This is a genomic window from Carboxylicivirga litoralis, from assembly GCF_025499605.1.
GTDB lineage: Bacteria > Bacteroidota > Bacteroidia > Bacteroidales > Marinilabiliaceae > Carboxylicivirga > Carboxylicivirga litoralis.
Window position 1 is genome coordinate 39,203 of the sequence record NZ_JAFMVC010000026.1, and the last position, 25,406, is coordinate 64,608.

Consider the following 25,406-nt stretch of genomic DNA (forward strand, 5'->3'; position numbering starts at 1 on the left):
AAGGTAAAACACATTAGTCTACATCAGGTACCGGTTGTGGATCTGGTGCTGAAGGATTGTTATCGCTTTCAGTCAATGCCGGGTTAGCCTGAATCTCTGCTTCTGGTAAACGCCAAATTAAAACAGGATCTCCAGCAGGAATATTAAACACCATAGTGGCATTCGGATAACCAGCTCCTCGGCGGTCAACACCTTTGTTCAGACGCATAATATCATACCAGCTTAAACCTTCACCCCATAATTCAATACGACGCTGGTCGAATACTTCTTCCTGAATCCCTTCCGGACTAGTTGCTTCACATACATAGTCAGGATCACGATAAGTTTGAATAAAGCTTTCCAATGTTGTTTTGCCATCACCACCGCTCATCGCTTCCGCTTCTGCCTTTATCAGGTACATCTCTTCAATACGCATCAAAGGAATATCATTGGAATTTGTAGATGTTTTAGCCTCATTCTTATATGGTGCAAATTTAACTTGCGTGTAAGCCTTATAACCATAACTAGCCATAGCTGCAGCAAATTCATCTGATAAATTAGGGGATTGCTTATTTTCATCTATCCACCAGCCTTTTCGTGCATCTGAATCACCAATTTTAGCATAAAGCTTCTTGTTGATCTGGCGTCCTTTGTTATAGTTGGCATAACCATAGTTAAGCGAACCCATATGCGAAATCCAGTTAACAATACCAGACGTTACAACACGGTCGGTTTCAGCAATTAAAATACCCCACATCCAGTTTGCTTCATCAACTGTCCAGAAAGCAGGCTTGCTAATGTCTTCAATGCTAGCAGGCGTAGCATCTGATATATCGATAGCACTGCTTGCATCCGCTGCTGCTTCGGCGTATTTGTGCATTGTTAAATTAAAACGAGCTCTTAAACCATAAGCTACTGCTAAGTTCATATAACGTTTATCATCACGCTTAACACCTGCAGCCTCAGCATCGGTTAATAACGACACTGCTGTATTGATGTCGGTCATAATAAAGTCATAAACTTCCTGAACAGTATTACGCTTTGCTCCTTCATCGGCAATAGTTGTTGCATTTTCATGTGTTACAATTGGCACACATGGTTTTGACTCGTTACCCACATAATTAAATTGAAATAACTGAGCTAAAGTCCAATAACTAAATGCGCGAGTTGCTAAACCCTGGCTTAAATAGTACTTAGAAGTAGGATCTTCGGTAGCAGGATCGATGGCACCAATTACATTGTTACAGTTAGAAATAATTCTATATTGGTTGTTCCAAATAATCTGACACTCACGTGAAGTATAAGTACGATCAGAATACTCTAAACTACTGGTTGTCCAGTTATAACCATTATCTTCCTGCACCACATCTGTACCATTGGCATCAGAAAACATCATTAACGATGGATAGCCAATATCATGGTGATTTACTCGATTTAAATCATCTTCATTCGGTGCATACTGACTAAACTGAGCATAAATACCTGTGACACCAGCTGAAGCCTTAGAAGGATCTTTACTGTAAACATCTTCTTTCTGGCCAGTCGTTACAACATCGCCTTCAGGCAAAGTGTCCAGATTGTCTTCACACCCGGCGAAAAGCAATAACGCGGGTGCCACTAACATATATAATAATTTCTTTTTCATATCAATCATTTAAGTTGTTAAAACACCAAGTTTAAACCACCAGAAATAGTGCGAATAGGCGTATAGCGTGCAGTGGTTGCAGATGTGAAACTCTGACGAGGATCCAAACCCTGACGCTTTGCCCAAACTGCCACATTTTCAGCCGATACATAGATACGTAACTTCTGAACTTTTAAGCGAGACACTAAATCAGCAGGCAAGGTATAACCAACTGTAATATTGTTTAAGCTTAAATAATCAGAACTAGTTAAGAAACGAGTAGATGTACTACTTGCATAGCGATCATTGGCATTTAAACGTGGTACATTTGTATTCGTATTTTCTGGTGTCCAGGCATTGTAAATATCCTTGTGCCAGTTCTGTCCGGCTGAACCAGATGTACCACTATGCATTAAACGCTGATACCCTGAATCATAAATCTCACCACCCATTTGATAAGCACATTGTACAGAAGCATCGAAACCAAATAGTTCAACATTAGTACCGAAACCACCATATACAGATGGTAATAAGTCGTCGGTTGCAATTTTATGATTGGCTGCCTCTGAATAATCTGACGTACGAACACGGCTACCATCATCAGCTGTTGTGTAGTATTCAGCCAAACCAGTTTCAGCATTTACACCAGCATATTCAACTAAAAACATGCGATACATCGATTCACCTTCTTGGTAAATACGACTGCCGTCAATTAGCTGACCATTTAAGTTAGCAGATAACTCGTTGATTTCGTTTTTAATAAGGGTAGCATTGGCGTTTACTGACCAATTAATATTATTGGTATTAAGGATGTTATATGCTACTTCTAATTCAAAACCAGAGTTAGTCATCGACCCTATGTTCATTGGAGTAGTAGAATAACCAACAATCTTCGTATTAGGGGCATAGTACAACATATCTGACGACTTACGTCCGAAATATTCTATTGTACCACTTAAACGGTTATTTAACAAAGCATAATCAATACCTATGTTATAGGACACTGAAGTTTCCCAGCTGATATCTTTACGACCTTTATAATCAAGCGTTCCGTCAGCAAATACGCCATCAGCACCACTCATCTTATACTGATCAGCCCATGCATAATAGTTACCTAAAGCATCGTTACCTTGCTCACCATAAGAAGCTTTTAACTTTAACATGTTTACCCATGATAATGACTCCATAAACGGTTCGTTACTTATCATCCAGGCAGCACTGGCCGAATAAAAATCTCCCCAGCGGTTATCTTTGTGGAAACGAGACGAAGCATCACGACGATAGGCTACATTGAAGAAATAAGTATCTCTTAATGAATAATTCGCTCTAACAAAAAATCCCATTGTTGCATAGCTATCTTTTTTACCACCACCACGCTTTTGGTCAATTGAGTTATTTACGTAGTAGTTATCAGGGTCGTATAGGTTCTGACCTGAAGCATAAGCATATTCGTACTCGTACTCATATCCGTCGTAACCAGCAGTAATATCAAATAAATGATCGTCGTTAACATCAAATTGATAGTTAGCTACATATTGCTGGTTAAAACCATATGTTCTTGAGTTTTGTTGATAAACAGTACCACCATATGAAGCACTTTGTCCCATATAGGCGTTACCCAGGTCATTATAACGTGTGTTATCAACGTTTAATCCATAACGAGCGTTAACTTTTAAGCCTTGAATTGGTGAAATTTCAGCAAACCAAGTACTGTTAACCACATCCGTTTTATAGTCTGTTTTGTTATACGCTAAGTCACCAGCCGGGTTAGCAATCGACATAAACGAACGGTCCATATTAGTACTTTGCCCATCACCATAATCGTATACTTTACGACCATTATTCATCATTATCTGTTGTGTTTCGGCATCACGAACATACAATGGATAAATAGGAGCAATATAGTTGGCAATAAAGAAGGCGTTACCACTTGAGCTTGTTTCTGTTTGCTCTCCTGGATATCTACTAGTGATATTATTAACGTTAACATTGGCACCAACTTTTAACCATTCTTTCACCTGGTGCTCGCCTTTAAAACGTCCTGAAATACGCTCGAAACCAGAACCTTCTACAACACCCTGATCATCTAAGTAGTTAAATGAAATATAATAAGTACTCTTATCATTTCCTCCTGAAATTGATAAATTATACTCCTGACGAGGATTTTCCTTAAACATTTCATCCTCCCAGTTATCAGGCGTGTAGTAATAAGTTCCATCACTATAACCTAAAGTAGCATTCGGATTCAATTTTCCGTTTGTACCAATTAAATGTTCTCCATCAGGCAAAGTGTACACCTGATAACCTGAACCACCTTCTGAATCAGACATGATTCTTGAGTTAGCATATAAGTATGCATCAGTAGGTGTATAACCCAAATTGTAAATACCGGCATTATAAATTGCTTCGTACGATTTTTCCAAGTAATTCTGAGGGCTAGTCATCACTTCGTAGTTCTCAACAGAACGAGAGTTAAAACCATACTTCACATTTACATTCACATTAGCTTTACCGGCCTTGGCTTTTTTGGTAGTAATCATGATAATACCGTTAGCACCACGTGCACCATAAAGAGCAGTAGAAGCGGCATCTTTCAATACTGTCATCGACTCAATATCAGATGAACTGATTGAAGATAAATCACCATCGAAAGGAATACCATCTACAACATAAAGAGGATTCATTCCAGCATTAATAGAGCCAACACCACGCACACGCACTTTAGGAGATGCACCTGGCTGGCCATTATCACTTAATACCTGAACACCCGCTACAGAACCTGACAGAGCCTGGGCAACGTTAGCAACCTGACGTTTTTCAATCACCTCGGCATCAACAACTGCAGCAGAACCGGTAAATGAACCTTTTGTTGATGTACCATAAGCCACAACAATAACTTCATCGATGTCTTTTGCATCACTTTGCATATTTGCATTAATTGTTGTTTGCCCGGTAAAGGCTACTTCCTGTGTAGTCATACCTACAAAAGAGAATACAACTGCAGATGCATCATTTGGAACAGATAAAGTATAAGTACCATCAGGAGTAGTAACAGTACCTATGGTTGTTCCTTTTACAAAAACTGAAACACCAGGTATAGGACTACCATCCGATGCATCAGTCACAGTTCCGGTTACATTTGTGGTTTGCGCTAACACCTGCAAACCAACCATAACCATAAACGAAAGTGCGAAAAGTACTTTCTTCATAGACTAAAGGTTTAAATTAATAAATAGGACAATTTTTATTTTAACATCAGCAAAAGTAACAATACTTCGGTAGTTTTAAAACTTTTTAACAAAATTGTTTCCTGACATAAATCATATTCCATCTCTAGAGATGTACAAATACACTATCAACCCCCATTGCAATAGCAATTTGAAAGCATTTCGAATATATTCCTTACATTTTCTAATTAACAATTTTCAAATGTCAATATGAAATATGTGATATTTTTACGCTTTTTAACACTAACATAATCCACCTACTTCTCCTATACAATTAATTATTAATTCTTTATCAAACACAGTACTATTCCGTTATTTCACATTCATACACATATAATATTTGAAAATTTTGAAGAATAAAAGCATATCTGTGAACAACAATACCATACTACACAAAAAAGCCGCATATTTTAACAATATGCGGCAACGGAAAAAATAACTAATACTTATCCTATTTCAAGCATTAGCATCATAATATTACACTTTTCGTTAATAGCGCAATACCACCTCTTAAATATCATCATAACCAGCTATTCAACTAAAAATATTTTTCTAGCTGTTTTACTGACACTTACTACTCCTTTATATTAACTTTTGAAATAATATAATAAATACAAGCAAAACAAATATAGCATTTTTTCCATAACACAACATAACCATATTTAGTTTTTATTAACAGTATTAATGAAAGCCATTTTCTTATTACTCACAACCATCTTATTTTCAACACATTTAACTTTCTACCTTTTTAGTCTATATTTCTGTATTTAAGAAGTACCTCTACATCGTCATATCATTGACATTTGTATCATTTACTTTTCAAAAAGCGACTTTTAATGAATCATTAGCACTTTTCAAAATTTCAGTAGTTTGACCATAAATTAATACGCCACGCAACATTTTTTAAAGTAATTTTTATCGACTAACGAAAACTGATTACAATTCAATAAATTAATCTGCAATTCAACATTTCTAATCAATAAACATACACTTAATAGAATCGAATCAAACCTAATTCAAATCTAAACATTAATATACTCGACTCAAAAACTACTAAATGCCACCGCCCTCTAACAACACTACGATTAGAAAGAGTCGCAGGAATTCATCAATAAACAAATAGGCAAACAAAAAAATCCCCGGGAAAACCCGGGGATTTTTAAGTAATATTAAAACCATTTAGTACGATATACTAGTACTTATTTTGATCTTCTTCTGTTAAGTTTGGATTGGCATCAATTTCTGCCTGCGGAATCTTCCATACCCAACGTGGATTTTCAGATGGTTTAGCTTGACTAAAACCATCCTGATACAACACGGCTGATGCACCAGAGTTAGTCTGATCAAGACCTTCATCCCATCGAATGTGATCATGGAATGCAAATCCCTCACCCCATAGCTCAACATGCCTTTGAAATTTAACTTCATCCATTAGCGCTTCTTGAGTAGTAAAGCCCGCTGCACTATACGCCGTGTTACGCTCTCCTACTAAAGCCTGCAAAGCAGCCTGTGCTTCAGGAATCATATTTTGCATAGCATAAGCTTCCGCCTCAATAAGGTACATTTCAGACGAACGCATGTAATTAACATCATCAGGATCAATTGTACCACCATTCTTATTTAAGAATTTAACCGACATATATGGATGTGTATGGTGTCCAGTTGTCATATTGTAAGTTGTTACAACATTTGACCAAGCCCCCCAGAAATCATCCGAATTGTCATAATTAGGATCTGTCTCATAGCTCCCCCCCTGTCCATTCGATGCATTAGGGTTTGTATTTGGAGCTAACGGCAACCATAATTTCTTACGGTAATCGGTATCTGGCAACAGGTCATAAATCTCATTATTAATCATTTTTGGATTACCCCTGTTCTGACTACCATTAAAGTTAGTACCGATATAATAGAAATATGAAGCATAGTAATTGGTTTCAGAGCTTATTACGCGACCACCCCAAATCACTTCGTCTAAATCATATGTATTGAAACCGCTAGTATAAGCGGACTCATTCATCAGAGGATAACCTTGACGAGCCAACTCTGCATTACCTGCAGCTGTAGACCAATCGCCTTTGGACAAAGCAATACGCGCTTTAATTCCATATGCTGCATTTAAAGAGATATGTGATTTATTCTTGGCTGGAGATGCATCTTTCAGATGGGTAATCGCCATATCAATATCCGCCTCAATTTGGTCATAGATAGCCTGCACCGATGAACGTGGCTGACTCGTATATGGAGCCTCCGTTTTAAACAACAATGGAACACCAGGCTCAGTAGCTGGATTAGCACTTACCAAATAACCTTTCGCATAAGTCATCACCAATTGATGATATGCCCAGGCACGATATGCATAAGCCTGCCCAAGAATATTATTCATATCAGCATCTATTGTCAAACCAGCCTCTTCTACCTCGTTGATGATTGAATTAGCACTTGCAATAAAATGATAACGCTGAAACCACAAATTGTATGGAGTCGTGTAATTGGGGTTTACATGTATAATCCACTGCAAATCACCACGCATCCACCCATTACCAGGTGAAGTATGAATAACTTGCCCGCCCATTGCATCAAACATTGGCATAAAGTGACTTTGACCAGTTCTTGACCATTCTGCACCTTCTAAAGGCGACTGAGCATACATCTGACGATGGAGTCCATTTAACACCAACATCATATTATCTGGAGACGACAATGCATCTTCCGCGGATATTGCATCTGTTGGTTTAGTGTCAAGAAAATCATCTGAACACCCAACCGTGAACAATACCGCTAAAACGATTAGTAAAATATATTTATTTCGTATCATATTTTCCTGTTTAAACTAGTTAGTACATTTAGAATGAAACATTAACTCCAACAGAGAATACGCGTGATGGATTATAATCATAACCATCAGGTGTACCTGCTAAGTTATATTGTGGATTCAGACCAGTTCTCTTACTCTTAAGGAATAGGTTTTCACCAACTAAGAACACTTTTAAATGACCAATACCAGCATTTTTAACCCATGCCTGACGGAAAGTATAAGAAAGGTTCACATTTTTAACTGCGAAATATGATGCATCTGTTAAGAAACGTGTTGACATCGTTTGTAATAATGTTGGATCACCATTTTCCATCCTTGGAACATTGGTAACATCACCAGGCTGTCTCCAACCATTCAATAAATCAGGGTGCATAGATTCTCCATACTCACCTTCGTGCATCATATTGGCATAACCGTAATCTAAAATCTTACCACCAATTCCATAAGTGAACATGAAATTTAGGTTAAAGCCTTTATATGACAGGTCGTTAATAATAGAACCATAAAGATCTGGCTGAGAAGTTTCTCCAGTGTATCCTTTACCTACATCATTGTAATCATTGTAAGTCACAAATTCACCCGTAGTCTCATCTACTTCTTTTTCAAATTTACCAGTTCCCAATTCAGTCTCCTCATCGAGTACTTCTTTCCAATTGTAATACAATGCATCACCATTAGCAGGGTCAACACCAGCATAGTCATAAATAAAATACTCATAACGAGAGCGCCCTTCAGCCCAACGCTTTGAACCCGTCACTACGGGATCTGGTATTTTAGTAATTTCACTATTAAGGGTTGATGCAGTAACCGTTAAATCCCAGTTAAAGTCTGTCGTACGAAGAAGATTACCTTTTATCGAAATTTCGATACCATCATTAACCATGGTGGCAATATTGGCAGGACCTTCACTTAAACCATTGGATGGTGCAAGAGGCACATTGTATAACAAGTCCGAAGATGTGCGATTCCAATATTCAATCGAACCATCAATCTTTCTATCAAACAAGGCAAACTCCAAAGCAGCATCCCAGCTCTCACTGGTCTCCCAAGTCAATGCATTATTACCAAGGTCTGACCAATAAATACCTGGTTCACCAGCATTTGAATACAAGGCATATCTAGGCTGTGAGATATAAAAATCACCAAGATTATCCTGACCAACCTGACCAAACGAAGCTCTTAATTTCAACTTATCAATAAACGTAATGTCCTGAATAAAAGTTTCCTGATCCAAACGCCAAGAACCTCCAAGTGAGAAGAAATTACCCCAACGAACATCTTTATTAAAAACAGATGAACCATCTCGACGAACAGAACCACTGATATAATATTTATCATTATAGTTGTAGTTAGCACGAGCAAAGTAACCTTCGGTACGTTTATCAGAAGAATAACCAGATAAATTAGATACTTGAGAGAAGTTGTCGAATTCATAAATACCACTTGCAGTTTGAGTATTCTTCATTCCTGAATTCTCAGAATAATGGCGATCAAAACTTTCATGACCAATTGTTACATCAAAATTATGCCCACTATCGAAACGCTTATTATAGCTCAACATCTGATAGAAAGTCTCGGTTGTTCTTCTATAACGATCTTCACTATAACGTCCTGATGGCGCTCCATCTCCAACAATATTATTTTCGTATTCTTTATTGATGTAATCCTGAACATCTATCGAGTAACTTAAAGTAGCCTTTAATCCATCAATAATGAAGAAATCAGCATAATAACGAGTACTTAAATTATTTAACTTAGAAATATCGCTATTCCATAACGTTTCGGCAATAGTATGACGCCCCACTAAAGTAGGTCGGCCTTTAACACCATATTCTGGATAACCTTCTCCAAGGTCATAAATTCTTTCACCTGCTTCATCAAGAATATAGTCCCCCGTAGCAGGATCGGTAACCCAAACCGGATAAATTGAACCAATCGATTTAGCAAAGAAGAATGGGTTAGCATAAGAAGTACCTCTAGAAGCAGGGCCAGCCGTTTCGGACATAGTAAGATTGGCACTACCTCCTAATTTTAACCATTTTTTAGGTTGAAAATTAGCTTTTAAGAAGGTTGTTAAACGGTCGTAATCACTATTGATCACATACCCCTTTTCATCCAAATAAGAGGTAGAAAAATAAACATCATACTTATCGTTACCACCCGATACATTAATTGAGTATTGCTCACGCTGACCAGTTCGACTAAGAGCATCATACCAATCCAAACCTTTAGTGATAACTTGCGCATTTGGATTCAGAACACCATCAGTTCCAACAATCTGATCATCCGGCACATTGAAAGGATTATAAGCCAATCGATCGGCAATTTCGGCTGAAGCTTGTATCGCTGCATCACCAGCACTAGCTCCACCGTCAATCAATGAATTTTTGTATCCTTCCCACATTAATTCATAATATTCTCCAGGACTAACTTCGTCGTAATTTGGAACAGCTTGAGTTAAAGTACCAAGACTAGCACTCACATTTACTCTTAGGCCTCCGTCACGTTTTTTACCACTTTTTGTAGTAATAACAACAACACCGTTGGCAGCGCGAGAACCATAAAGAGCCGTTGAGTTAGCATCTTTTAAAATGGTCATTGACTCAATATCTTCAGGGTTAATATTAGATAACCCGCCCTCATACTGAGCTCCATCAACGATGTATAAAGGTGCTGTAGAACCATTTAAGGTACCAACACCACGAATAATAATAGCAGGAGATGAACCAGGCTGACCAGAAGCAGACATTACCTGAACACCTGTAGCATTACCTTCTATAGCCTGAACAGCTGAAGTAACAGCGCGTGTCTCCAACTCTTTAGCTCCAACTACGGCTGCAGATCCCGTAAAGGCCTCTTTTGTAGTTGTACCATACGCTACAACCATTACTTCACCTACATCCACTGCATCACTCTGCATAACAGCATTGACAGTAGATTGACCTGTATAGGCAACTTCCTGCGTTGTCATACCTACAAATGAGAATACAATAGTTGTTGCATCATTAGGAACAGCGAGCGTATAAGTACCATCAGGAGTAGTTACGGTACCAATGGTTGTTCCTTTAACAAAAACAGATACACCAGGAATAGGACTTCCATCTGCTGCATCTGTAACAGTTCCGGTAACATTAGTTGTTTGTGCTAATGCTTGTAAACCTACCAGAACTATAAACGAAAGTGCAAATAGTACTTTCTTCATAGACAAAAGGTTTAAATTAATAAATAGGATAATTATTACTTATTTTTTCCGCCTCAAATATAACACTATTTGCTTTGTTTTAAAACTTTTTAACTTTTTATACTCTTCCAATCATTTTTTTTGTAATACATAATGTTATTTTATAGCGCTAACCATGCCGTACTATGAAACACATATAATTTGTTTTTAGATGCATACATTGAAAAACCATGAACATTAGTAAATTATAATATTACATATAGAAGCAGCAACAAACCATATTTCAAATTAATTATCACCAACATTACTAATGTTTAATTACGCAAAAAAAGGCTGCTCACCAAAGAACAGCCTCTTTTTTGTTAATTTTCGCACCAAAACTTAATTCTGAATCATCCTTCAATTTCTATTCATTCAGCAATATTTTATCTACGTATCTCCATAGGACTAACTATGCACTAAACTCACAGTAAAGTCACATTAAACTCATACTAAACTCATATTAAATTCAATTACAGTTGACTTTAATACGTGTTTAATTTGTATTATCTATCCATTTACTTGGTCTTTATATGATATAAGGTAGGATGATGCATCCTGGCAGATGCAATTAAAACTGAATCGCGATTGAGTCGTTATACAATTTGGTTATTTACCGGCAGCTTCAGTAAGCAATAATGTTGCCCTTAGAGCATTAAAGAATATTCACTAAAGACTTCATTAGCAGCTAACCAAAGCATTTGAGTGTTTTATCAATTGACAAAAAAAAGGCTATTCATCAAAGAACAGCCTTTTTTTGTTACGTTTTGAACCAAAGATTAGTTCTGATCACCTTCTCCTATATTAGGATTTGCATTAATTTCAGCTTGTGGAATTTTATAAATCCAAGCATCATTCACAGATGGCTTGTCTTGTTTGAATCCCTTTTGGTATAAAGTTTCATCTGCCCCACTATTGGTTAGATCTAAAGCTTCGTCATATCGCTTCATATCTACCCATCGATGACCTTCTCCCCAAAGTTCAACACGTCGCTGTACTTTAATCTCATCAATTAAGGATAGTCCTCTGGCATTTACATCATAAGCAATTGACTCATCTTTTCTTCTTGCATTTGCTAATTCGGTAATAACAGCAATTGCCTCATCATCTTTACCACCTTGCATTGCCAACGCTTCCGCTTCAATTAAATACATTTCTGACACACGCATATACAATACATCATCCGGGTCTATTGTACCGCCATTTGCATTTAAGAACTTCACTGACATATAGGGATAGGTATTAAAAGAACTTGTCATATCGTATTCTTCGATAACTTTTCCCCATGCAGCCCAAAATTCACCCCTGGTCGCATAATTTTCATCACCAGAAATAACTGGATCATCATTACTTGGCTCATCGCCAATCTGATCAAATTCAACATCAATAGAATTTGGCGCAGTCTCTAACCACATATCCTGACGGTAATCGTTATCATCTATTAAGCTATACAACTCATGATTAATAAACTTAGGATTACCACGATTTTGAGAACCGTTGAAGTTAGTTCCAAGATAATAGAACCAAGCTCTGTAATAAGTAGTTTGATCTGGGATAATATCGCCAGCCCACATAATTTCTGTATCCTCGAAATTATTAAAACCAGCCTTATATTCCTTCTCACTCATTAAAGAGTATCCCTGACGAGCTGCATTTGCATATTTAGCTGCATTTTCATAATCGCCTTTAGTTAAAGCAATACGAGCTGCAATTCCATTAGCTGTATTTACAGAGATATGTGAGTTATCTTCAGGCTTTGATGCTTCAGCAAAATACTCGATTGACTTCTTGATATCAGCCTCACATTGAACATATACATCTTCTACAGTACCTCTTGACAATCCTTCATAAGGAGCTGCTGTCTTTGTCATTACAGGTACGCCTTTATCACTTGAGGGATTGCCATAAGTATAGCTTTTAGCAAACAATGTTACCAATCGATGGTGAGCCCAAGCCCTATATGCATAGCACTGACCTAATACATTTGCTAATTCAGGCGTAACAGTCATTCCTTCAGCAGCATTAATAATATTATTAACACCACCAATAATATTATAATGATGATACCACACATACTCCATATCACTATCATTAGGATCAGTATGTACTAACCATCTTAGGTTCCACCTAAACCAACCATTACCTGATGTTGAATGTAAGGCATCACTTGCACCAAATTCCATCATAGGTAAAATATACCCTTCAGCAGCTAATGAATAATCTTCAAAAGTCGATTGCCCATACATTGCTCTGTGCACACCATTTAAAGCTGCCATCATATTTTTCGGTGATGATAATGCCTCTGCAGTTGACACACTATCCGACGGGTATGTCTCAAGGAAACTCTCTGAACACCCGAAGGTTGAAACGGCCAACAACAAAATAGCGGCCTTTTTTATATGTTTAATCATGATATTTGTTTTTCAATTATTAAAACGAAACATTAACACCGAATGACACTACTCGTGAAGGAAGGTAAACATTACTTGTTGTTCCGGAGAATGCCTCTTGTGGGTTCATTCCTTTTCGTTCTGTTAACATGAATAGATTCTCAGCAGTAGCAAACACTTTTAATTGTGAAATTCCAAAGTCTTTAACTGCCTGCTGCCTGAATGTATAACTTAAGTTAATGTTTTTAAGAGCAAGATAGGAAGCATCAGTCAACCAACGATCTGTAGTTGGGTTAATATTTGAATTTCCATTCTCCAAGCGTGGAATATCTGTATTATCACCCTCTTGTCTCCATCCATCTTTCTGATCAACATGAAGAGCTCTACCATAGGTTCCACCATGCATTAATGATGCATAGTTGTAATCTAAGATCTTACCTCCAATCGAATAAGTCATTAAGACATTTAAATCAAATCCCTTGTAGCTAAATGCACTACTAATTGAACCAAATAAATCTGGAATTGACGAGTCTCCAGTATAACGCTTACCTGCGGCAGAATAACTAGTCGTCGTCACTGCATTTCCTTCGGCATCAAATTGCTGAACCATTTTACCATCTTCCTCTTCCCAAACGTTATATAGCGCTGCTCCATTATCTGGATCAACCCCTGCATAATCATACAACCAATAATCATAAACCGAATGACCTTTTGACCAACGCTTAGAACCATTAATAAATGGATCAGGAATTTCAGTAATTTCATTTTTAACCGTCGATGCCTGAATATCCATATCCCAGTTAAACGCATGGTTCTTGATAATTGTGCCACTCAAGCCAATCTCAAAACCTTGGTTATACATTGTAGCAATATTTCGTGGCTGAGAATTTAGCCCCATTGACAACGGTAATGGCATATCATAAAGCAAATCCTCAGAAGTCTTTTTATAGAATTCCAACGAACCCGATAACCTGTTGTTAAGTACAGTAAACTCAACAGCTGCATCAAATGAATTATTTGACTCCCATGTTAACGCATCATTCCCAACTGTTGACCAGTATAAACCTGGCGCACCAGCATTTGGCCTAAAGCCATATAATGCCTGGTATGCATAAAAATCAGCAACATTAGTTCCTAATCTATCATTACCAACCTGGCCATATGAAGCACGTAACTTTAATTGATCAATCCAATTAATACTCTGAATAAATGCTTCCTGATCCATACGCCATGTTGCTCCTACTGAATAGAAACCACCCCAACGTTCATCTTGGTGGAAAACAGAAGAACCATCACGTCTATATGAACCTTCAAAATAATATTTATTCATATAGTTATACTTGAAACGACCCAAGTATCCTTCGTTCTTCTTATCGTAAGAATAACCTGATAATGAAGTAGGTGTAACAAAGTTGTCAAATTCATATGTATTAGTTACAGTCTGGTTCGATTTCATTCCATACATATTTGTATAGTTTCTATCATATGACTCGTGCCCTAATAACACTTCAATGTTGTGAACTTCATTAATAGATGTTGTATAATTAATCAACTGGTTCCAGTTAATTACTGTTCTGGTGTAGCGTGTTTCATTAAAGCGCCCTGAAGGAGCTCCATCACCCACAACATCATTTTCATATTCCTTCTTTGTATAATTCTGAATATCTAATCCAATGTTGGTCGACACCTTTAATCCATCAATGATTGTAAACTCAGCAAACGAACGATTACTTAAGTTGTTTCTTTTAGTTTCATTGAAGTTATAATCTAATTCGGCAGCAATATGTCGTCCATTATTTGCTCCAGATGGACGTGCATTAATACCGTATTGGCTGTAACCACCACCCAAGTCGTATTGTTTTTCGCCGGTATACTCATCTAAGATATAATCTCCAGTAGTTGGATCAACGATGTAAACAGGATAGATTGGCCCCATGTAACGAGCAAAATTAAACGGGTTAGCATAGCTAGTGTTTCCATCAGTGGCTGACGCCAAACCTTGAGTAGAAACAGATGCAGATAAATTAGTCCCTAATTTTAACCATTTTTTGGGAGTTACATTTACATTCATTCGGGTATTAAAACGCTCAAAGTCTGAATCTACAACATAACCTTCCTCTTCTAAATAGCCTAAAGAGAAGTAGTAATTATGATGTTCACCACCACCAGAACCAGAAACGTTATAGTTTTGCCTATGACCTGTTTGTTCTAATGGCTCATACCAATCTAGGCTCTTCGCAATAACATTAGCATCAGGGTTGATTTTGCCATCTACACCAACAATCTGATCATCTGCCACATCAAATGGATTATACTTTAGCTTCGAATAAATACCTGAAGAAGCCTTAGCTGCTGCATCTGCCTCAGTATAACCATTACTATGAATCAAGGAGTTTTTGTAACCCTCAAACATTAATTCATAATAATCTTTGGCACCAACAGTTTCGTAATAAGGAATAGCTTGTGTAACTACACCACCAACTGCTTTTACTTCGATTTTCACTTTACCATCAGATTTTTTACCTGATTTGGTTGTAATCATTACAACTCCATTGGCAGCTCTAGCACCGTATAAAGCAGTAGAAGAAGCATCTTTCAAAATAGTCATCGATGCAATATCATCTGGAGAGATATCTGCCAGGCTTCCATCAAAAGGTGAACCATCAACAACATAAAGAGGGGAAGCATCTCCATTTAACGTACCATATCCACGAATACGGATATTAGGAGATTCACCTGGTTGTCCGGTTGCCCCTGCTACCTGAACCCCAGTTGTTGAACCTTCAAAGGCCTGACCAACTGATGTAATGGTTCTTTTTTCGAGCTTTTCGGCACCCACAACACCTGCCGAACCAGTAAACGATTCTTTTTTTGCTGTTCCGTAGGCTACCACCATCACTTCACCAACATCTAAAGATTCGCTTTCCATCATTACACTAATACTGCCCTGACCTGTATAGGCAACTTCTTTTGTTTGCATACCCACAAAGGAGAATACAACTGCTGCAGCATCACTCGGAACACCCAAATTGTATTGACCATCGATATTCGTAACTGTACCAATGGTTGTCCCTTTAACAAACACCGAAACACCAGGGATTGGACTTCCATCCATGGCGTCACTAACTGTACCGGTTACATTTGTGGTTTGGGCATAAATTGCCTGCAAACCCACCATAACCATAAACGAAAGTGCAAATAGTACTTTCTTCATAGACTAAAGGTTTTAAATTAATAATACTAGTTGTTTGAAATTTTGGGCAGCTAAAATAATACTACTATTACACTTGAACGTTTGCAATTGCATGATTTAAATCATCATCTTTTTGCAATCATATACGAATTATATTCACTATAGAAACTTACGTTTTTATTTTTGCAAGCCTTTGCGAATATCAATATGTTATTCCTAGCTTATTCATACCTTCCAGAACTTACAATTAACAGTTTTTACCAACTTTTACCCTACATTTAGTTGGGTTTTACCAATTTTAAGAATTGATTCTTCAAAAACTTTTTTGATACCGAAAACACACATTCACTTCAATATAATTGAATGCGAGCATCATAAACTAAAAAAGCACCTCCGTTGAGATGCTATTTTTCAAACTAGTATATTAATTTAAAACCTAAAAAGGTGATAAATTCTGCGCTAAGGTGTTTTATAACACAAATACAAATAAACACTTTTTACCATTATTTCACAATTACATTGAAAAATATTAACTCCCCGTCTCAACCAACACCCTTTCATGCTTGCCTCTAAAAACTTATACTAACAAAACATTTATTAACACTTTCATTATAGATAAGCATAGTGAACAAAAAGTTAAATTCTTTTTTGCCCTAATGAACTTTGTTTTTCATTCAAATCCTAACTAAAATCAGTTAAGATAACGTGAATAATAAACGAAATCTAAATTGACAAAAGGTAGCCGAAAGGCCACCTTTTATCCTATTACTAATCTAAACCTAATTGCTATTAAATTTATGGGTTTTGATCTTCATCATTTATCTCACTATTAGCATCCAACTCATTTTGTGGAATCTGATAGATAAACTTATTATCATTTGCCGGCACTTGTTTAATAACAGTTGCATGGTGGTTATTAGATTTTGTTCTATCTAAAGCTTCGCCTCGTCGAACCATATCAAGGAATCGTTTTCCATCTCCCCAACACTCTATTCGTTTTTGGAAGTAGATTTCTTCTTTTAAAGTACGTTTTGCTGTTGTAGTGTTATACTCCGAATTTCTTGTCTTCATAACTGCTTCAAGAGCCATCTTTGCTCCAGACTCATCACCCACAAGAAGCAATGCTTCCGCTTTTAGAAAGTACATTTCAGCCACTCGGTAATAAACATAATCAGACTCAAAACCACCTACATCTCTAAACTTTGAGCAAACCTGATAAGTAACACCTTCAACAGTTTTGTTATGAAACCACTTAGAACGCTCATCTTTTTCATCAACACCATCGATTAACTCGCTTGCTACTTCCTTGTATTGCGATAAACCACCTGCATAACCTTCTCCATATGGGTCAATATGACTAGGGAATGATGCATAAAATGTACAAGTTTCAGCATTAATACGCGATCCCCAAAGTACTTCTTTCATATCAACACTGTTGAAGCCATTGTGAAGCTCGCTCCCTTGTAATAACTCACCACCTTTAATGGCCAAATCACAATACTTTGCCACTTCTTCCCATTGATTAGGATAATCAGTGACGAAGCTTAAAACATTAGCCATTATGGCTGCCACAGCATATTCATTTAATTCCTCGGGTTTCGACTTCCCTTTTCCTTCAAGTAGTTTGTAAGCATTCTTAAGGTCTGAGATAATTAAGTCATATACATCGGCAACCGGTTGACGAGAAGCCAATACTAAGTCTTCGGTATAAATTGGTATACCCGGAGCATTTTTATCAATCCGGTAAGGATGCTGAAAGCGGTTAATCAGCCCAAAATATGAGTATCCGCGAGCGGCATAAGCCTGCCCTAGAATACTTTCGTGCTCTTCCGTTAATTCTGTTGTTTCATCCTCGGGCTTTAACAAGCCAATCGCATTGTTTGCACCACGAATTAACTCATAATACAACGCCCAACAACTTCTTGGTCGTCTGTAAGCAGCAGCTCTGTTATCTAGTCGATAATCAAAAACAAACCACCCGCGATTATAAGCGATATCATCGGTCATCATATCTGACCCTAATTCCATTGCTTTAACACCGAAATCATCATGACTTGTTCTGTACTTAAACATATCTGTATAGATACCTGCAACGTTGGCTTTTGCGATAGACACAACAGCTTCGGGATCTGTTACTAAAAGCTCATCAATTTGCTCCTGAGAAGCTTTATCTGTTGGTTCGTGATTGAAAAAATCATCAGAACACGCAGTTAACAAGGCTAATAAGCCAAGAATATATAATTGCTTTAATTTCATTTCCTAATCATTAAAAGTTAACATTCAGTCCTACCGAAACTGTTCTGATTGGCGCATAGTTGAAACTATTGTTTGAACCACTAAAATATTGACGTGGATCCATTCCCGAGCGCTTACTAACCAACAACACATTATCAGCGGCAACATACACACGCATTGATTTGATATTAATTCTATCAATCAACTGCGATGGTAAAGTATAACCAAGAGTAATGTTTCTGACATTAAAATAGGAGGCATCAATTAAGAAGCGATCAGAGCGCTGGTTGGCATCCTGGTAGTTTTCTTCGATACGAGGAATGTCTGTGTTTCTATTTTCTGGCGTCCATGCCTTACGAATATCCGTATGCCAGTTTGTTCCAAGGTTACCAGCGTGCATTAAGCCCGCATAATTACCATCGTATACCTGACCGCCAATCTGGAAGTTAGTAACGAGTGACAAATCAACATTTTTGTATGTAAAGGTGTTGTTCCAAGAGCCCTGGAAATCCGGCAATGAAGAACCTGATATCACTCTCGAATCTGAACTACTTACTTCTTCGTAACTATCCGTTTTCACCATTGTTTCATTACCTTCTTCATCTGTCGTCTTCATCCAGTAAAGTGCCGAACCAGTTTCCGGGTCAACTCCAGCCCATTGGTTTAAGTAAAAGTCATAAATTGAACCACCTACGGTTAAGATTTTATTGCCGCGCACAATACCTTCCTCAACTTTATCGGCCGGCAATGCTGTAATCTCATTTTTATAATGAGTGCCGAAAACGGCCATATTCCATGTGAAATTTGTATTGCGGATAATATCGTAAGCCACATTAAAATCAACACCTTCATTTTTCATGTCGGCAATATTCTCAGGAATATAAGAGATACCCGATGATGTTGGCTGTGGATTGTTAAACAACAAATCAGAAGTAGCACGATTAAAGTATTCGAATTCAAAACGCAGACGACTATTTAATGCAGTCATTTCAACACCTACGTTAAGGTTCTTACTCACCTCCCAGGTTAAATCTTTATTTCCTTTGTAAGCCAACGAAAGACTTACCTCGCCGTTGTTATTGACAACATTATACATGTCCTTATATGGATAATATACCGTGTAACCACCCGTATCTAAGATACCGTCATTACCCTGAACACCATATGAACCTTTAAGCTTAAGGTTATCAATCCAGTCTACACTGCTCATAAACTCCTCTTCACTAACTCGCCATGAACCACCAACAGACCAGAAGTTACCCCAGCGATTATCTTCGTGGAATTTAGACGAACCATCGGTACGGAAACTAGCAGAGAAATAATAGCGATCTTTAAAATCGTAGTTAACCTGCGACAGATAACTTTCAATGGTATGGCGATACGATGCTGAAGTCAAACCAACAATGTTTACACCATTATTAAACTCATGATTATCCGGAATAAAGAACTTCGTTTTCTCACCATACAGCTGCGACATTTTATTATCATACGATTCATGACCTGCCAACACCGAAATGGTATGCTGTCCGAACGATTGATTATACTTCAACAACTGGTTGGTTGTCATTGTCTGATAACGATTACCATACTTCTGAGAGCGTCCTTGCACATTCACCGCGTCACCATTTAGCGGACTATAAAACACCGTCCGATTCAGGTTTCTTAGGTCATACGCAACATTGGCCGTAAAATTGAAATGCTTTAGAAAATCAACAGAAACGTAGCTGCGATTACTAAAACTGTCTTCGATGCGGTTATTTAAATCATAAGCCGACATGGCTGCCGGGTTTTGACGAGCACCGTACACGCGACCAGCTGTACCTTCCATGGTTTTATCACCAAAATCATACATAACTTCACCGGTAGGACTATACTGCTTATTTCCATCAGCATCGTAGATATAAACCGGATATAATGGCGCTACGTTTTGCGTAAACATAAACGGATTGGAGAATGAGCTACCCGATGATGTCTTCGGTGCATTTTGCTCACCTCGTGAGTAAGAGAGGTTCGTGCCTAACTTAATATGCTTTGTTAGTTGATAATCGTAATTAGTTCTTAACGAAAAACGTTCAAAAGAAGAGCCTCGGATAATACCTTCATCCTCCAAATAACCCAATGAAATGTAATGATTCGATTTTTCACCGCCACCACTAATATTTAAGTTATACTCCTGACGTTTACCATTCTCGAACGTTTCGTTTTCCCAGTTATCGTTATACAAATAAGGAGCGCTTGATACAGTCCCATCAGGTAACACTACCTGGTTATCAGCCACTTCACGGTATGGGTTATAGCCACCAAGACGATTGATAATATCATTGGACGCTTCAACTCCAGCTTCCTCCATGGTAAATTCACCTCCGGCATAAAAACCGTTACGATAGGCTTCCCAGGCTTTTCCAATATATTCACCAGGATCGGTAAACACATCATAAGCAGGAACAGCACGGGCATTCACACCAACTCTGGCATCAAAAGTCACACGTGACTCTCCCTTTTTACCTTTTTTGGTTGTAATCATGATAACCCCATTGGCACCACGAGAACCATACAAGGCTGCACTGGCAGCATCTTTCAATACTGTTAACGACTCTATGTCCTGTGGATTAATCGCATTCAGCTTACCATCATAAGGCACGCCATCAACCACGTAAAGTGGTGAACTTGATGCATTGATAGAACCAACTCCCCGAATACGAATAGAAGCATCTGAACCAGGCTGACCGCTCGAACTCACCACCTGAACTCCAGAAGTGGTTCCTTCTAATGCTTTAGATACAGATGACGTTTGCATTTTTGCAATCTGCTCGCCTCCTACTACTGCCGCCGAACCTGTAAATGATTCCTTTTTTGCAGTACCATAAGCAACAACCATTACTTCTCCCACATCAATTGCATCGCTTTGCATTACAGCATTAACTGTAGTTTTCCCGGCAATAACAATTTCTTGAGTTGTCATACCAACGAATGAAAAAACAAGAGTTTCGGAATCAGCCGGAATCTCCAGATTGTACTTCCCATCTGGCATAGTAATCGTTCCAACCGTGGTTCCTTTTACAAATACTGATACTCCGGGAATCGGACTCCCATCAGTTGCATCAGTCACAACACCGGTTATACTGGTAGTTTGCGCATAAATCGACTGCAAACCAAGCACAACCATTAACGAAAGTGCAAATAGTACTTTCTTCATAGACTAAAGGTTTTAAATTTAATAAACATTTAATGTAAATCTCGCCACGAATATAGTATTACTATCTTTTTCAATTGCTTCGCAATGTATGATAATAGTCATATGTATTTTCTTTTACTTTCTATTTAAAAGCTTATTAGGCAACTTTCATTTTGATGTCGTGCAATAACAGTTTCTTAATATTTTATTACTGCCCTTATTCACGCATATTTTTTCTATCACAACAAGGCCAGTTGTTATTTTTTCTATTTGTTTAATTCTTATTAACTTCGTTAGAACAAACCACCCTTATTGGATACTATACTTGAACTCAAATAAGACCTTGCTAAACCATTCAGCAATCAATTGTATTTGATTTGAATGGTTCTTTTATTTTTCAGCTTAATAGTTTTACTTTTGATGCTCGAAAAAAATAGCAACGCAATCAAACAAGATTATTTTGTTGTTTTCATGAATAATTATTCGTTGAATTACTTTAACTGATATACTTTGGCTAAAACAAAAAAAGCTCCGGTTCAAACTCCATTGATGAAGCAGTACTATAGTATTAAGGATAAATATCCTGATGCCATCTTGCTGTTCAGAGTAGGTGATTTTTATGAAACATTTTCAGAGGACGCCATTAAGGCATCTGAGATATTGGGCATTACACTCACCCGGCGAGCCAATGGAGCTGCTTCCTATGTTGAATTAGCCGGTTTTCCACACCATGCTTTGGATACCTACCTGCCAAAATTAGTCAGGGCAGGTGAACGCGTGGCGGTTTGCGACCAACTGGAAGACCCGAAAATGACCAAGAAGATTGTGAAACGGGGAGTAACCGAACTGGTAACGCCAGGCGTAGCTATCAATGACAATATTCTTGAACACAAGGAAAACAACTTTTTAGCCAGTGTACATATCGATAAAAAAGTAGCCGGTGTTGCGTTTCTAGATATCTCCACAGGGGAATTTTTAACGGCTGAAGGCTCTTTTGAATACATCGAAAAACTACTGACTAACTTCAAGCCTAAGGAAGTCCTGTTTGAAAAAGGTAAACGAAAGGAATTCGAAGCTTATTTTGGAGATAAATATTACACCTATGCCTTTGATGATTGGGCGTTTGCGCCTGATTCGGCACACGACAGGCTCCTAAAACACTTTGAAACCAACTCATTAAAAGGTTTCGGGGTGCACAACCTAAGTTATGGAATCACTGCTGCCGGAGCAATTTTGCATTATCTTGATTTAACGCAGCACCATAAAGTGCAACACATCACAGCACTAGGGCGTATCGATGAAGACAAATATGTGTGGTTGGATAAATTCACCATTCGCAACCTCGAACTGTTTGGTTCGCTCAACGAAGGTGGCAAATCCTTAACGGATGTCATTGACTGCACCATCAGCCCCATGGGATCGCGTATGCTGAAACGCTGGGTGGCATTACCTTTAAAAGATGTAAAACCAATTGAAGATCGCTTAAGCGTGGTAGAGCATTTCTTTAAAGAACCAGCGCTTAAAAACGATATTGTTGAAGAACTGCATTCTATTGGTGATTTGGAGCGATTGGTAGCTAAAGTGGCAGCAGGAAGAATCACTCCTCGAGAACTGATTCAGCTAAAAACAGCGCTATTTGCCATTGAGCCGATTAAAGAAAGCTGTTTAAACAGTACCAATGACCACCTTCGCCATATTGGCGACCAACTCAATGCCTGCAGCACTATTCGCGAACGCATTCATCGAGAGATTGAGAACGAACCTCCTTCATTGATTGCCAAAGGTGGGGTAATTCAAACGGGTGTTAATACCGAACTCGATGAGCTACGCAAGATTGCCTACTCGGGTAAAGATTACCTGGCCAACCTGCAACAGCGCCTGAGTGAGGAAACCAATATCCCAAGTATTAAAATTGCCTTCAATAATGTATTCGGCTATTACATTGAAGTGCGCAATACGCATAAAGATAAAGTACCTGAAGAATGGATTCGAAAGCAAACATTGGTAAACGCCGAACGCTATATCACTGAAGAATTAAAAAATTACGAATCTAAAATATTAGGAGCTGAGGAAAAAATTCAAGCCATAGAAGCCAAGCTTTACAACGATTTGGTGATGGCTCTATCTGAATTCATACCAGCCATTCAACTGAATGCGATTTTATTGGCCAAAATTGACGTTTTAATTTCGTTTAACAACCTGGCTACTATTTCCAAATATGTTCGCCCGGTTGTTAACGACGAATTGGAGTTAAGTATCTCAGCCGGTCGCCACCCGGTTATTGAAAAGCAACTCCCGGCTGGTGAAGAATACGTACCAAACGATGTTTTTCTTGACAATGAAAAACAGCAAATTATTATCATTACCGGTCCCAACATGGCGGGTAAATCAGCTTTACTGAGACAAACGGCTCTCATAACACTAATGGCACAGATCGGCTGTTATGTTCCTGCTGAATCTGTCACTATTGGGGTGGTTGATAAAATATTCACCCGCGTTGGTGCTTCTGACAACATCAGCCTTGGCGAATCGACCTTTATGGTGGAGATGAATGAGGCTGCCAGTATTTTGAACAACCTCACACCACGCAGTTTGGTTTTATTTGATGAATTAGGTCGTGGAACCAGCACCTACGATGGCATCTCTATTGCCTGGTCTATTGTTGAATATATACACGAACATAAACGTGCCGGTGCAAAAACACTTTTTGCCACCCATTATCATGAACTGAATGAGATGGAAAAAACGCATAAGCGTTGCAAGAACTACAATGTATCGGTAAAAGAAGTTGATAATAAAGTTATTTTCCTTCGGAAACTAGTTCCGGGCGGCAGTAATCACAGCTTTGGTATTCATGTGGCTAAAATGGCTGGCATGCCTAAAAGTGTAGTTAACAGAGCTAATGATATACTTGGAGAGCTCGAGAACTCGAATCGCAAAGGTGACTTATCGAAACCTATGGACGACATCTCGAACAACCGCGAAGGCATGCAGTTGAGCTTTTTCCAGTTAGACGATCCGGTATTAAAACAAATACGCGACGAAATTCAAACATTGGATGTCAACAATCTTACACCGGTGGAGGCACTCAATAAATTGAATGATATAAAAAGATGGGTGGGAGGCAAATAATCTAAGCGATGAGCGATGAGAAGGTAGAGGTGAGAAAATAGCATGAAAAAAATCCCCTTTCGAACTTCCTGACGCCAAAGAGAATAAAGAATTCATGGTGTTTTTCTTAAAAAAATGGCAATTATTTTATTTGCAATTATTGAAAAAGCGCTATATTTGCATCCGCATTTGAGAAACAACTCTGATACGCAGAGGGGCAAATGATACTGAAAGTAGGAAACCAAACAAGTTTGGCGGAATACATATTGCGAAAATAGCTCAGTTGGTAGAGCACGACCTTGCCAAGGTCGGGGTCGCGGGTTCGAGTCCCGTTTTTCGCTCCAAGGATGCCCGAGTGGTGGAATTGGTAGACACGCAGGACTTAAAATCCTGTGGCCATTAGGCCGTGCGGGTTCAAGTCCCGCCTCGGGTACCAA

The 25,406-nt window shown here is 38.2% G+C and carries 9 protein-coding genes and 2 tRNA genes; 3 read left to right on the forward strand and 8 right to left on the reverse strand.

Annotated elements, in window-relative coordinates:
• Nucleotides 1-13: 13 nt before the first annotated feature.
• The 8 genes from J1N10_RS17650 to J1N10_RS17685 all read right to left on the reverse strand — a co-directional run bounded on the left by J1N10_RS17650 (nucleotide 14) and on the right by J1N10_RS17685 (nucleotide 21,879).
• Nucleotides 14-1,624 carry a RagB/SusD family nutrient uptake outer membrane protein gene (locus J1N10_RS17650; protein ID WP_262328060.1) on the reverse strand — a complete coding sequence of 537 codons (1,611 nt, stop codon included), beginning with the start codon at nucleotides 1,622-1,624 and terminating at the stop codon, nucleotides 14-16.
• Between the two features lie 17 nt (nucleotides 1,625-1,641).
• Nucleotides 1,642-4,812: a SusC/RagA family TonB-linked outer membrane protein gene (locus J1N10_RS17655; protein WP_262328061.1), complete on the reverse strand. Its 3,171-nt coding sequence runs from the start codon at nucleotides 4,810-4,812 to the stop codon at nucleotides 1,642-1,644.
• A 1,210-nt stretch (nucleotides 4,813-6,022) separates the two neighbouring features.
• Nucleotides 6,023-7,645 (reverse strand): RagB/SusD family nutrient uptake outer membrane protein, encoded by a 1,623-nt coding sequence (locus J1N10_RS17660; RefSeq protein WP_262328062.1) that lies wholly within the window; start codon nucleotides 7,643-7,645, stop codon nucleotides 6,023-6,025.
• A 28-nt stretch (nucleotides 7,646-7,673) separates the two neighbouring features.
• Entirely contained in the window at nucleotides 7,674-10,847 is a 3,174-nt protein-coding gene (locus J1N10_RS17665) for a SusC/RagA family TonB-linked outer membrane protein (protein ID WP_262328063.1), read from the reverse strand.
• A 797-nt stretch (nucleotides 10,848-11,644) separates the two neighbouring features.
• On the reverse strand, nucleotides 11,645-13,276 hold the full coding sequence (locus J1N10_RS17670) for a RagB/SusD family nutrient uptake outer membrane protein (protein WP_262328064.1): 1,632 nt from the start codon (nucleotides 13,274-13,276) through the stop codon (nucleotides 11,645-11,647).
• Between the two features lie 19 nt (nucleotides 13,277-13,295).
• The gene (locus J1N10_RS17675; protein ID WP_262328065.1) at nucleotides 13,296-16,469 is read right to left on the reverse strand and encodes a SusC/RagA family TonB-linked outer membrane protein; all 3,174 of its coding nucleotides are present in this window, start codon (nucleotides 16,467-16,469) and stop codon (nucleotides 13,296-13,298) included.
• A 774-nt stretch (nucleotides 16,470-17,243) separates the two neighbouring features.
• Nucleotides 17,244-18,704: a RagB/SusD family nutrient uptake outer membrane protein gene (locus J1N10_RS17680; protein ID WP_262328066.1), complete on the reverse strand. Its 1,461-nt coding sequence runs from the start codon at nucleotides 18,702-18,704 to the stop codon at nucleotides 17,244-17,246.
• Nucleotides 18,705-18,714: 10 nt separating this feature from the next.
• Nucleotides 18,715-21,879 carry a SusC/RagA family TonB-linked outer membrane protein gene (locus tag J1N10_RS17685; RefSeq protein WP_262328067.1) on the reverse strand — a complete coding sequence of 1,055 codons (3,165 nt, stop codon included), beginning with the start codon at nucleotides 21,877-21,879 and terminating at the stop codon, nucleotides 18,715-18,717.
• Between the two features lie 489 nt (nucleotides 21,880-22,368).
• Between J1N10_RS17685 and mutS the strand changes: the two genes are divergently transcribed.
• From mutS to J1N10_RS17700, 3 genes are all read left to right on the forward strand, one after another.
• Entirely contained in the window at nucleotides 22,369-24,990 is a 2,622-nt protein-coding gene (mutS, locus tag J1N10_RS17690) for a DNA mismatch repair protein MutS (protein WP_262328068.1), read from the forward strand.
• A gap of 247 nt (nucleotides 24,991-25,237) precedes the next feature.
• A tRNA-Gly gene (locus J1N10_RS17695) sits at nucleotides 25,238-25,313 on the forward strand.
• A gap of 5 nt (nucleotides 25,314-25,318) precedes the next feature.
• A tRNA-Leu gene (locus tag J1N10_RS17700) sits at nucleotides 25,319-25,405 on the forward strand.
• Nucleotide 25,406 lies beyond the last annotated feature (1 nt).